Below are 11591 nucleotides of genomic sequence, written 5' to 3'. Positions count from 1 at the left end.
GCAGCCGGCTCAATGTGCACTGCAAAATGCAAGGCTGTTGGACAACGGGGCAGGATGTGTCCGGCCCGATCGGGCCGGACTTGGACAGATCTAGACGCGCGCCATGCACACCGAGGTATGGCCGGAGCCGATGAAGCCGAGTTGGCCGGCGGCGCCCTTGGACAGATCGAGCACGCGCCCTTTGATGAACGGGCCGCGGTCGTTGATGCGCACGATGACGCTGCGGCCATTATTCTGGTTGGTCACTTTCAACTTGGTGCCGAAAGGCAGGCTGCGGTGCGCGGCGGTCAGCGCCGACGGGTTCATGCGTTCGCCATTGGCGGTCCTGGAATGCAGTGCGTACCAGGAGGCGCGACCGCACTGGCCAGCGGCGGAGGAGGCGGATGCACCGACCATTAGGCCAGCCGCGATCGTTACCGCGACAAGCGCGGTCTGGTTTGTTTTCTTCATGTTGGGGGGATTGGCTCCGTTTTCGACAGACCCCAGCCGTTAAGTGTCGAATAAGGCAGGAAATGCGGCAAGCATCGGGCAGTTCCGTGGCACCGGCACACGTTTGGAGTCGCTGGGAAACAGTTTGTCAGGCATCTTTCGTGTGGCGCGGCCGTATCGCTGGCGATATTGCGAGCTGTTTCACAGACTCCGTGAGCAAGGCAGGACGTTATATTACAAGTAGAAGAGAGCGCGATTGGGCGCCGTCCTTTCGCTCTGTCATCACGGTCATGGCGCAGTTGACCATCGACTTTGAAAAGGGATTCCAACGATGAGACTGCTCAAATATCCGCTGGCTCTGATCGTACTGGCCATCGGCGCGCTGTGGTCGCTGCAAGGCATTGGCGTGGTCGGCGGCAGCTTCATGACCGGCCAGTCGCAATGGCTCTATATCGGCATCGTGACCATGCTGGTCGGTTTCGCCGGGCTGGTATGGGCGAGCCGTTCGCCGGGGTGAGTTGCGACGAAAGTCGACCGCCACAGATCGACCCCCACTCCGTCGAGCTTCGCTCGACACCTCTCCCCCGATCGACGGGGGAGAGGAAAGGCGCGAGCCTNCTCCGTCGAGCTTCGCTCGACACCTCTCCCCCGATCGACGGGGGAGAGGAAAGGCGCGAGCCTTGCAGGGGCGCGAACTTATGCGGCCTGGCTCCCTTCCTCTCCCTCCGGAGGGGGGAGAGGTGGCGCCGCGAAGCGGTGACGGAGTGGGGGAAGGCGCTGGTCAAACCCGCAGTCGCAAACAGGGCCAACCCGGCGAGCAAGAAAACAGCCACCCCATATTGCCGGTCCATTCTGTTACCTATCTATCCGGTTCGGATAGAATGCCCTGCCCGCGACAGCACTACCCGAACAGCTGATCCAGAATCCTGCCCTCCAGCCTGGCAAGCTCGACCGAACCGCGCCGGCGCGGCCGCGCCACCGACACGTCGAGATCGAGCGCGATGCGGCCCTCGTCGATCACCACCACCCGGTCGGCGAGCGCAACCGCCTCGGCGACGTCATGCGTGACCAGCACGGCGGTGAATTTTTGCTCCAGCCAGATGCGTCCCAGAAGCTGCTGCATTTCGATGCGGGTCAGCGCATCGAGTGCGCCGAGCGGCTCGTCGAGCGCCAGAATCTTTGGCTGTCCGATCAGTGCACGCGCCAGCGCCACGCGCTGCTTCTGGCCGCCCGACAGCACCGAGGGCCATTCGTCGGCGCGGTCGGCGAGGCCGACTTCACCCAGGATGGCGAGCGCGCGCCGCCTGGCTTCCGCACCGGTGGCAAGCCCGGTCAGCCCGACCTCGACGTTTTTCACCACGCTGGCCCAGGGCAACAGCCGCGGCTCCTGGAACATGAAGCGGCTCTCTTCGCCGGCGCCGGCCTTCGCCTCCGGCCCGAATGTAAGGGATCCAGCGGTTGGCCGATCGAGCCCGGCCAGCAGCCGCAACAGCGTACTCTTGCCGCAGCCGCTCTTGCCGATGACGGCCACAAACTGTCCGACGGGCACATCGAGATCGATGCCGTCGAGCACGACCTTGTCGCCAAAGCGCTTTTCCACGCCCTTGAAGGCAAAGGCGCGCTGCCTTTCGACGGCCTCCTCCGGCCGTGACGGTTCCGGCGCGGCGACGAAGGAACGGATGGCGGTCAGGCTGGCGGTTGGCATCGAACCCTCAGGCGTTCTGGAATGCGGGATGCCAGCCGAGCGACAGCCGCTCGAGCAGGCGGGCGAAGCTGTCGGCAAGCTTGCCGAGCAGCGCATAGATCAGGATCGACAGCACGACCACATCGATCAGCAGGAATTCGCGTGCCTGCATGGCCATGTAGCCGAGGCCGGAACTGGCCGAGATGGTTTCGGCAACGATCAGCGTCAGCCACATGATGCCCAGCGCATAGCGCAGGCCGACGAAGATCGCCGGCAGCGCGCCGGGCAGGATCACCTGAAAAAACAACGCGCGGCGGTCCATGCCGTAGACCCTGCCCATCTCGACCAGCTGCGGGTCGACGCTCTGGATGCCGAGCAGCGTGTTGACGTAGATCGGGAAGAACACGCCGAGCGCCACCAGGAACAGTTTTGCTTCCTCGTCGATGCCGAACCACAGGATGACCAGCGGGATCAGCGCCAGATGCGGGATGTTGCGGATCATCTGCAGCGTCGTGTCGGTCAGGCCGCGGCTGAGCGCCGACAGCCCGTTGGCAAGGCCGAGTGCAAAGCCGATCGAGCCGCCGATGGCAAAGCCGGCCAGCGCGCGCAGCGTGCTGACGCCGATGTTCTGTATCAGCTCGCCCGATAGCGTCAGCCGCCAGAAGGCCTCGGCCACCGCGCTCGGCGCCGGCAGCACATTGGCCGGCATCACGCCGGCGCGGCTGGCGGCTTCCCAGCCAATTATGACCAACGCCGGCAGCAGCCAGGCCGATGCCGTTCTGTTTGGCCCGTTGAGCCAGGCTCATGACGACGCCTGAAGGCGGTTGGCGCCGTGGAAGCCGACGGCGAATTCATTGGCGATGTTCTCATGCGCCCGTGCCCGCCTGGTGCCCAGGCCGAGACGCGGGAACAGAAGCTCGGCGACGCGGTAGGCTTCCTCGAGATGCGGGTAGCCAGAGCCGATGATGGTGTCGATGCCGATCGCCTGATATTCGCGGATGCGCTCGACGATCTGCTCCGGCGAGCCGACCAGCGCGGTGCCGGCGCCGCCGCGCACCAGGCCGACGCCGGCCCACAGATTGGGCGAAACCACCAGCCTGTCGCGGCGGCCGCCATGCAGTTCGGCCATGCGCCGTTGTCCCACAGAGTCCATCTCCTTGGTGAAGCGGGCCTGGGCATTTTCGATCTGGGCATCGGTGACGTGGCTGATCAGCCGGTCGGCGGCGCGCCAGGCCTCTTCCTCGGTCTCGCGCACGATGAAATGAAGCCTGATGCCGAAACGCAGTTTGCGGCCGCGCCGTTCAGCCTTTTTGCGCGCCGCGCTGAGTTTTTCCGCCACCTGCGCCGGCGGCTCGCCCCAGGTCAGGTACATATCGACGAGATCGGCGGCGAGCTCCTGGCCGGCATCGGACGAGCCGCCGAAATAGAGCGGCGGCCGCTCCTGTTGCGGCAGAAGGTCAAGGCGGCCATTGTCGACGCGGTAATATTTGCCGTTGAAGTTGACGCTCTCGCCCGACACCAGCGCGCGCCAGATGGTCAGGAACTCTTGCGCCTGCGCATAGCGCTCATCATGCGGCAGGAACACGCCATCGCCGGCAAGCTCGGTCGGGTTGCCGCCGACCACGACATTGAGCAGCAGGCGGCCATTGCTCAGCCGGTCGAGCGCCGCCGTCTGGCGCGCCGCGAAGGTGGGCAACGTCACGCCGGGCCGTAGCGCCACCAGGAATTTGAGCTTTTCCGTCAGCGCTGCAAGGCCGGAGGCGGTGATCCAGGAATCCTCGCAATTCTGCCCGGTCGGCAAAAGCACGCCGGGAAAGCCGAGCCGGTCGACGGCCTGTGCGATCTCCTTGAAGTAAGCGAACTCCGGCGGCCGCTGCTGCTGTTCGGAGCCGAGATAGGAGCCGTCGCCATGCGTCGGGATGAACCAGAAGAAATCGAGCGGGCCGGCTTGCGGGCTTGATGAAGCGGTCATGGCGAAATCCCTGAAGCTTGAAACGGCAAAGGCGCCGGGCGTTTTCCGCCCGGCGCCACACAAGAAAGTTCAATTGCCCGGTGCGGTCCACACGGCGTCGGAGATGCGCACCGCGTTCGGGATCAGCTTGAGCTTGTAGAAGCGATCGGCTGTCGCCTGCTGGCCGGCGATGATCTCGTCGGTAATCGGGAAGATGCCGAATTTGGTGCGGTTGGCCGCGATCGTCTGTGCATCGAGCGGCACGCCGGTCACCTCATGCAGCGCCGCGGCAACCTTGTCGCGGTTCGCGTCCGCCCATTTCGCCGCCACGCCGAGCGCCGATATCGTCGTGGCGATCGTCTCCGGATGCGCCTTGGCGAAATCCTTGTTGGCGAGGAAATAGGTGTTCACCTTCAGCACCTCGCTGGAGCGCGCCAGCACGCGCGGCTGGTAGCGTGTCTCGGCGATGGCGTAGAACGGATCCCAGACCGCCCAGGCATCGATCTGGTCGCTGGCGAAAGCCGCCGCAGCATCGGCCGGGCTGAGATAGACCGGGGTGATCTGGTCGAAGGGGATGTTTGCTTTTTCGAGTGCCGCGACCAGCAGATTGTGCGCGCTGGTGCCTTTGCCGACGCCGATGCGCTTTCCCTTGAGGTCGGCGAGCGACTGGATCGGCGATGCCGGCTTGACGAAGATCGCTTCGCCGTCGCCATTGGCCGGCAGTGCCGCCGCATAGACGATGTTGGCGCCGGCCGACTGGCCGAAGATTGGCGGTGCGTCGCCGGTCCAGCCGACATCGATGGCGCCGACATTGAGCGCCTCGACCAGCGGCGGGCCGGCGGTGAATTCGACCCATTTCACCGCGACACCCTTGTCGCTCAGCGCCTTCTCGATCACCTGCTGCTGCCGGGCGATGACCGGCAGGCCGGTCTTCTGATAGCCGATGTTGAGCTGCTTCAACTCCTGCGCCGAGGCACTGAGCGAGGCAGCAATGCCCGCCGCCAAAAGGCCAAGGCCGAAAACGCGTCTGGTCAGGCTGAACATGATCCCTCTTCCTTCGCTGCGAACCGGCGCCGGGAAGGGCTCCCTGCCGTGGATGAGAGACAAGGCTAGGTAGGTCTATAAATTTAGTAGAGAAACGATTTTGCGAGTTGGCTGCTTGACGTGGAAATATTTTCTTCAGAACCCAGCGCTCGTCATCCTAGGGCGAAGCAAGGAGCGAAGCGACGCGGCGCAGACCCTAGGATCGATGCCGTGACGTTTGCCGTAGAGTGGAACGGATCAGAATGTCGCTTGTGCGCGAACCGAGGCTCGATACCCTGAAACCATGACCGGCTACGTCTACATGACTGCAAGCCAAAAACGCGGCACGATCTACATCGGCGTCACCAACGATCTCGCCCGCCGCATGCCTGAACACAAATCGGGCCAGGGCGCAGGCTTCACCAGCCGCTACGGTGTTCAACGGCTGGTCTGGTATGAGGAATTCTTCGACATCACCGATGCCATTCAACGCGAGAAGTCGCTGAAGCGATGGCCGAGACAGTGGAAGATCGAACTGATAGAGAAGGCCAATCCGGAGTGGTTTGAGCTGTTTGGCGGAACCGGGTGGTAGGCGCCCGGTTTGTTGCTCCCCTGGAGCGTAGCATCAGCGTCTCGGCATGGATCCTAGGGTCTGCGCCGCGTCGCTTCGCTCCTTGCTTCGCCCTAGGATGACGAAATCGCGAAGGCTGGCGCTAATCACCATCACCTCACTGCGACCAATACTGCCAGGCCCAGTAAAATCCCTCGTCGCGTGGCGGCAGGCGGTCGCGTTCGGCGTCGAGTTGCACGGGGGCCGGCGATTTCGGCTGCGGCTGCGACGACGAGTTCTCCCGCCAGGCGAGCAGCCAGTTGCCGAGATGGGCGAACAGCACCAAGGTGGACTGGGTCATGACATCACTCCTTCTGTTCCGGGGTCGGCGGTCGCCGTGCTGCGAAGGGAAGCAGCCGGTCAAACCGGCAGAAACTTGTTGTCATTCCTTTCCCGCCCACGGAACCAGCTGACGCTCGATCCGGCGGATGATGAATTCCAGCACGAAGGCTATTGTCGCGATCACCACTATTCCCATCACCACGACATCGGTGACCAGGAACTGGGCGGCCGACTGGATCATGAAGCCGAGGCCGCGCGTTGCCGCCACCAGCTCGGCTGCAACCAGCGTCGACCAGCCGGCGCCGAGCGCGATGCGCAGGCCGGTGAGGATCGACGGCAGCGCGCTGGGCAGGATGACATGGCGCACCACTTGGCGCTGCGTCGCACCAAGCGAACGGGCCGCATCGATGCGCTCCTTTGAGACACCGCGCACGCCCGAGGCCGTCGACAGCGCCACCGGCGCCAGCATGGCAATGGCGATCACCAGGATCTTTGACGGTTCGCCGATACCGAACCAGATGATGACCAGCGGCAGATAGGCGAGCGGCGGGATCGGCCGCAAAAATTCGAGCAAGGGATCGAAGATGCCGCGCCCGACCGTCCAAATGCCGATAGCCAGCCCAACCGGAACGCCGATGACGATGGCCGCGAGCAGCGCCGCGAACACGCGACCGAGGCTGGCGACGATATGCTGGAGCAAAGTCGCGTCGACGAAGCCGTCCTTGATCACCACGATGAACTTGGTCCACACGGCGGCGGGCGACGGCAGGAACACCGGCGACACCAGTTGCAGGCGCGCAGACAGCGCCCATGCCGCCAGCACGACCAGGATGGTGACGGCGCTGATCGCCCGCGAGGAAACCCCGCGCCGCTTCCGCACCGGCCGCGACCACGGCACCGAAATGGCATCGGCCTCGCCGGTCCCGGTGGCCGGCCGCTCGCTGTAGGAGGTGACGCTCATGCCGCCTCTCCTTCGAAGATCGCATCGGTCAGCTCGCCGCGCGCCGCGGCAAAGACTGGATCGGCCTTGATGGCGCGGATCGGCTCGCCTGCGGCATAGCGGCGGCTGAAACCGGTCTCGAATGTCCGCACCACGCGGCCCGGTCCGGGCGCCAAAACGACGATGCTTGTGGCCAGCACCAGCGCCTCCTCGATGCCGTGCGTGACCATCAGCACGCCGACCCGGCTTGCGGTCCACAGGTCGAGCAGCGTCGTCTGCATGCGCTCGCGCGTCAGCGCATCGAGTGCGCCGAGCGGTTCGTCGAGCAGCAGGAATTCCGGTTCGGCGGCGAGTGCACGGGCGAGTCCGACGCGCTGGCGCATGCCGCCGGACAATTCCCAGATGCGTTTGTCGCCGACGCCGTCAAGCTTGACCAGCGCCAGCAACTGGTCGGCGCGGCGCGCCCGCTCGGCTCGCGGCACGCCGCGCAGCCTGAGCGCAAAGGCGACGTTTTCACGGGCCGTCAGCCAGGGAAACAGCGCATCGTTCTGGAACACGACCGCCCGGTCGGAGCCTGGGCCGGTGATCGGCCGGCCGCCGATCGTGGCGACCCCGCGCCCAGGCTCGACCAGGCCGGCGGCGACATTGAGCAGCGAGGTCTTGCCGCAGCCGGAGCGGCCGACCAGCACGACGAAATCGCCCTTGGCGACATCGATGGAAACTCGGTCGACCGCCGGCGCTGCCTGGCCGTCATAGTGAACCGAGACCTTGTCGAGTACGAGATGCGGGTAGAGTACGAGATGCGGCATGAAAAGGGGCTCCGGAAGAAAATCAGCCTGCCCCGGCCCTCGTTGAGCGGATCCGGGACAGGCAGCACGCGGCGTCAGGGAAGAGGAAACCGCGCGTGTTCAGAGCAATTCCAGGAAAAGTGTGAAGCGGTTTTCCGTCCGGAATTGCGTAAAACTGAAGATCAGTTCGAGGCCAGAGCCTCGGTCACGTATTTCGACGACACGTATTTCGAATAGTCGGGCAGCACGGCGTCGATCTTGCCCTGCTCCTTGAGGAAGGCCGAAGCTGCCTCGATCGCCTTGACCGTGCCGCCGCCGAGGAATTTGTCGGAAGCCTGCTCTTCCAATGTCGGGAAGACGTAACCCTTGAGGAGCTGCGGCACCTCTTCCAGTTTGGCGCCGGTGATCTTGGCGATCTTGGCCGCTTCCGGCGACGAAACCGACCATGCCTCGGGCTTGGCCAGGAACTGGGCATAGGATTCGCCGGTCACCTTGACGAAATCGCGCACGGCGTCCGGGTTCTTTTCGGCGAAGTCGGTGCGCACGATCCAGGCGTCGAAGGTCGGCGCGCCCCAGGCGGCAACCTGCGAGGAATCCAGCTCCACCTTGCCTGTCGTCTTGATCTGGCCGAGCGCCGGATCCCAGACATAGGCCGCGTCTATGTCGCCGCGAGCGAACGCGGCGGCTATTTCCGGTGGCCTGAGATTAAGGATTTCGACCGACTTCGGGTCGACGTTTTCGTGCTTCAGCGCGGCAAGCAGGCTGTAATGCGTGGTCGACACGAACGGCACCGCCACCTTCTTGCCGGCGAGGTCGGCGATCTTCTCGATGCCGGATCCATTGCGGGCGACCAGCGCCTCGGACTGGCCGATCAGGCCGACGACAAAGATGGTCTGGATCGGCAGTTCGCGGCTGGCGGCCGCGGCCAGCGGACTCGAGCCGACATAGCCGATATCGACCGAACCGGATGCGACGGCGGCGATGACATCGGCGCCGGAATCGAATTTGCGCCAGTCGATCGTGGCCTTGGTCGCCTTTTCATAGGCGCCGTCGGCCTGCGCTACTTTGGAAGGTTCGACCACCGTCTGGTAGCCGATGGTGATGTTGAGGTCCTGCGCCTGGGCCGGGCCGAGGAAGGCCGCACCCGCCAAAGCTGCCGACGACAGGAGGACAATGCGTCGCGAAATGCTGGACATGAAAGGCTCCATGAAAAATGAGAAAAACCGGATGCCTGTTCATAGTCAGCTAATTCTATCATTCTTGTAGAGTTAAATCCTTCCAAGCAAGAAGCACTTGTTAGAAAAAAACCACCGGCTGATGCGGGCGCGGTGACCGGCCCGTGCCGAACCGTGCGCAAACGCAAACGGCGCCCCCAAGGTGCTGAAGAGTTGGTGGTCCTGCCAACCCTCCCTACGGAAGAGGCCTGATTTGTGCTCGGCGCGCCGCTTGCGGCCTGCCGCAGGATCGATGTCGAGCCGTTGAGCCTCACCGACTTCCGCAGCGACGGCCACCGCTGGATGCTGCGGTCAAGCGGCGTGCCGGTGGCCGCCAAGGCCGCCCGGCCTCAGAGCGGCAAGGCGGCGTCCTGATATCGGGCGCAGGGCGGCGCCCGAGTTGTCGGGAGTCATGTTTCGCCGATCCGCGGGCTGCGACCCAAAATTCCCGGCAAAGCCCCAAATGGCGCAAATCCATGCTGTAAAAGACGGTTGATTTGAAAACACGTTCCGCGTGTTCGAGGGTAAGTATAGTAATCTTATCGACATTGGGAGCAGGAGCCGCCGCTCATCGCCGCAATCGCTCGCGGCTGGCTGTGACCTTAACGGCACAAAGCCTTGCTAAAGTGGCCCCTGCGGCGTGAAAACGAAGCAAAATCAAGGTTTCTCGGCTTGTATATCATGTCAGTAGAATTTATGTGTCGAAGCAGCTTGCACGCGGCGGGGAGGCACGTCAGGCGTTTCGAAACCGATGGTTTTGGGCCATCGCCTGACAGAGAAACATTCGGTCTATGCTCACCAAAAAAGGCAAGTACGGCCTCAAGGCGCTGGTCCATCTGGCGCAACTGCCGGTGGGACAGCTCGCCTTTGTCGGCGACATCGCCAGCGGCAACAACATTCCGAAGAAATTCCTCGACGCCATTCTGGGCGAATTGCGCAATGCCGGTTTCGTCCAGAGCCGCAAGGGCAAGGATGGCGGCTATCGCTTGGCGCGCCCGGCCGACGAGATCAAGGTCGGCCATGTCGTGCGCGTGCTCGACGGACCGCTGGCGCCCATCCCCTGCGCCAGCCGCACCCAGTATCAGCGCTGTGAAGACTGCAATGAGGCGACATGCCAAGTCCGACATCTGATGCTCGAGGTCCGGCAGGCGATCGCCGAGGTGCTCGACCAGCGCACGCTGGCCGAGATGCGCGACATCGTCCTCGACGACCTTCCGGTCGCGAGGGACATCGACGAGCTTGCGCCGGCGCAAAAGGTCCCCGCCTGATCCTGAGCGTGCTCGCATGAGCGTCGCGCGCGCCAATTCGATCATCCCCAGCTCGATCATCATCGTCGGCGGCGGCGCCAGCGGCGTCGTGTTGGCCGCTCATCTGCTGAAGTCGCCCAACCCGGACCTTCGCGTCACGCTGATCGAAAAGCGTCCGCATTTCGGCCAGGGCATCGCCTATTCGACGCTTTTGTCGGCGCACGTGCTGAATGTCAGCGCTGCGGGGATGAGCGCCTATGCCGACGATCCCCTGAATTTCTGGCGCTGGTTGCAGGGGCGCGGCCTGATAAGCCAGGAACAGACGCCGCAGACACCCTTCTATGCACCGCGCAGCGTCTATGCCCGCTACCTCAAGGAAGTGCTCGACGAGCTCGAAGCGCGCGAAAAGGAAACCGGCCGTCTCAGGCTGATTCGCGAGGAAAGCCTGTCGATCTCGCCGACATCGTCCGGCGTCGAAGTGGTGCTGGCCAACGGCACCAGCGTCGTCGCGCATCTGGCGGTGCTTGCCACCGGCCATGACGAGCAGCCCGGCGCCGGCCAGGGCCACGCCATCCGCATGGGCGCCGAGGCCGACACCGCGCTCGATCCTGAAGCCCGCGTGCTGGTGCTGGGCACCGGGCTCAGCATGGTCGATGCCTTCCTGTCGCTCGAGCAGCGCGGCCATCGCGGCGAGATCGTCGCCGTGTCGCGGCGCGGCCTGCTGCCGTCGCCGCACCGCAAGGGCAACCCGATCAAGCTCGACGTCGCCGACATTCCGCTCGGCACGCAGCTCTCCTATTTCGTCGGCTGGTTCCGCGACCTGATCCGAGAAAACCAGAAGGCCGGCATCGACTGGCGCGACGTCGTCGATGGGCTGCGACCCTTCAACCAGAAGATCTGGCAGAACTGGCCGTCCTCGGCCAAGCGCCGCTTCGTCGAGCACACCAAGGCCTGGTGGGACATCCATCGCCATCGGCTGGCGCCCGAGGTACATACCCGCGTCACCGAGGCGGTGCGCACCGGCCGCATCCGCCCGGTCGCCGGCCGTGTCCTCGGCATCGAGGCCGGCGATGGATTCACCGTCGGCATCCAGTCCCGCCACACAAAGGCGCTGGAAACGCTGCAGGTCGCGCGCATCTATGATTGCACCGGCATCGCCCGCGACATCTCGACGACGTCAAACAGCGTCGTGCGCTCGCTGGTCGACCGCGGCCTGGCGCGGCCCGACCCGCTGCGGCTTGGCCTCGATGTAACGGCCAAGTGCGAAATCATCGCCGGCGACGGCACCGCATCGGCCAAGATCCTCGCCGTCGGGCCGCTGACCCGCGGCACCTTCTTCGAGATCGACGCCATCCCCGACATCCGCGTGCAATGCGCTAGGCTGAGCAAGCAGCTGCTGGGGTAAAGCTGTTGACGTCGGCGG

Annotated in this window: 14 protein-coding genes; 5 read left to right on the top strand and 9 right to left on the bottom strand. The window is 64.4% G+C overall.

Going from position 1 to position 11591, the window contains the following annotated elements; translation table 11 throughout:
- Positions 1–90 precede the first annotated feature (90 nt).
- Positions 91–450 carry a septal ring lytic transglycosylase RlpA family protein gene (locus X771_RS155040; RefSeq protein ID WP_023672096.1) on the bottom strand — a complete coding sequence of 120 codons (360 nt, stop codon included), beginning with the start codon at positions 448–450 and terminating at the stop codon, positions 91–93.
- A 310-nt stretch (positions 451–760) separates the two neighbouring features.
- Between X771_RS155040 and X771_RS1000000168755 the strand changes: the two genes are divergently transcribed.
- Positions 761–946: a hypothetical protein gene (locus tag X771_RS1000000168755; protein WP_023687586.1), complete on the top strand. Its 186-nt coding sequence runs from the start codon at positions 761–763 to the stop codon at positions 944–946.
- 384 nt (positions 947–1330) lie between these two features.
- Here X771_RS1000000168755 and X771_RS155050 read toward each other — a convergent pair whose 3' ends face one another.
- The 4 genes from X771_RS155050 to X771_RS155065 all read right to left on the bottom strand — a co-directional run bounded on the left by X771_RS155050 (position 1331) and on the right by X771_RS155065 (position 5108).
- Positions 1331–2134: an ATP-binding cassette domain-containing protein gene (locus X771_RS155050; RefSeq protein WP_023687585.1), complete on the bottom strand. Its 804-nt coding sequence runs from the start codon at positions 2132–2134 to the stop codon at positions 1331–1333.
- A 7-nt stretch (positions 2135–2141) separates the two neighbouring features.
- Complete coding sequence (locus tag X771_RS155055; RefSeq protein ID WP_156935979.1) at positions 2142–2876, bottom strand: ABC transporter permease subunit; 735 nt, start codon at positions 2874–2876, stop codon at positions 2142–2144.
- A gap of 39 nt (positions 2877–2915) precedes the next feature.
- The gene (ssuD, locus tag X771_RS155060; RefSeq protein WP_023687583.1) at positions 2916–4085 is read right to left on the bottom strand and encodes an FMNH2-dependent alkanesulfonate monooxygenase; all 1170 of its coding nucleotides are present in this window, start codon (positions 4083–4085) and stop codon (positions 2916–2918) included.
- Positions 4086–4154: 69 nt separating this feature from the next.
- On the bottom strand, positions 4155–5108 hold the full coding sequence (locus X771_RS155065; protein WP_023687582.1) for a sulfonate ABC transporter substrate-binding protein: 954 nt from the start codon (positions 5106–5108) through the stop codon (positions 4155–4157).
- A 283-nt stretch (positions 5109–5391) separates the two neighbouring features.
- On the opposite strand from X771_RS155065, the gene X771_RS155070 reads away from it, so the two are divergent.
- The gene (locus X771_RS155070) at positions 5392–5679 is read left to right on the top strand and encodes a GIY-YIG nuclease family protein (protein ID WP_023687581.1); all 288 of its coding nucleotides are present in this window, start codon (positions 5392–5394) and stop codon (positions 5677–5679) included.
- 136 nt (positions 5680–5815) lie between these two features.
- Here the strand turns inward: X771_RS155070 and X771_RS155075 are convergent, their stop codons facing one another.
- The 4 genes from X771_RS155075 to tauA all read right to left on the bottom strand — a co-directional run bounded on the left by X771_RS155075 (position 5816) and on the right by tauA (position 8903).
- The gene (locus tag X771_RS155075) at positions 5816–5998 is read right to left on the bottom strand and encodes a hypothetical protein (RefSeq protein ID WP_023687580.1); all 183 of its coding nucleotides are present in this window, start codon (positions 5996–5998) and stop codon (positions 5816–5818) included.
- Between the two features lie 81 nt (positions 5999–6079).
- A complete protein-coding gene (locus X771_RS155080) occupies positions 6080–6940 on the bottom strand; it encodes an ABC transporter permease subunit (RefSeq protein ID WP_023687579.1) in 861 nt (286 codons plus the stop codon).
- Positions 6937–7728, bottom strand: coding sequence for a taurine ABC transporter ATP-binding protein (locus X771_RS155085; RefSeq protein ID WP_023687578.1), 792 nt, complete (start codon positions 7726–7728; stop codon positions 6937–6939). The genes X771_RS155080 and X771_RS155085 overlap by 4 nt, the downstream gene beginning before the upstream one ends.
- Positions 7729–7889: 161 nt before the next feature.
- Positions 7890–8903, bottom strand: a complete 1014-nt coding sequence (gene tauA / locus X771_RS155090; protein WP_023687577.1) for a taurine ABC transporter substrate-binding protein — start codon at positions 8901–8903, stop codon at positions 7890–7892.
- A gap of 234 nt (positions 8904–9137) precedes the next feature.
- Between tauA and X771_RS1000000168035 the strand changes: the two genes are divergently transcribed.
- The 3 genes from X771_RS1000000168035 to X771_RS155100 all read left to right on the top strand — a co-directional run bounded on the left by X771_RS1000000168035 (position 9138) and on the right by X771_RS155100 (position 11573).
- The gene (locus X771_RS1000000168035) at positions 9138–9296 is read left to right on the top strand and encodes a hypothetical protein (protein WP_023672085.1); all 159 of its coding nucleotides are present in this window, start codon (positions 9138–9140) and stop codon (positions 9294–9296) included.
- A 416-nt stretch (positions 9297–9712) separates the two neighbouring features.
- Positions 9713–10189: an Rrf2 family transcriptional regulator gene (locus X771_RS155095; RefSeq protein WP_023687576.1), complete on the top strand. Its 477-nt coding sequence runs from the start codon at positions 9713–9715 to the stop codon at positions 10187–10189.
- A 16-nt stretch (positions 10190–10205) separates the two neighbouring features.
- Positions 10206–11573: an FAD/NAD(P)-binding protein gene (locus X771_RS155100; protein ID WP_023687575.1), complete on the top strand. Its 1368-nt coding sequence runs from the start codon at positions 10206–10208 to the stop codon at positions 11571–11573.
- Positions 11574–11591 lie beyond the last annotated feature (18 nt).

This window comes from Mesorhizobium sp. LSJC269B00, assembly GCF_000502815.1.
In the GTDB taxonomy this organism is placed as follows: Bacteria; Pseudomonadota; Alphaproteobacteria; order Rhizobiales; family Rhizobiaceae; genus Mesorhizobium.
Note: the sequence above shows the minus strand (reverse complement) of the source record. Positions and strands in the feature narration are given on the sequence as shown.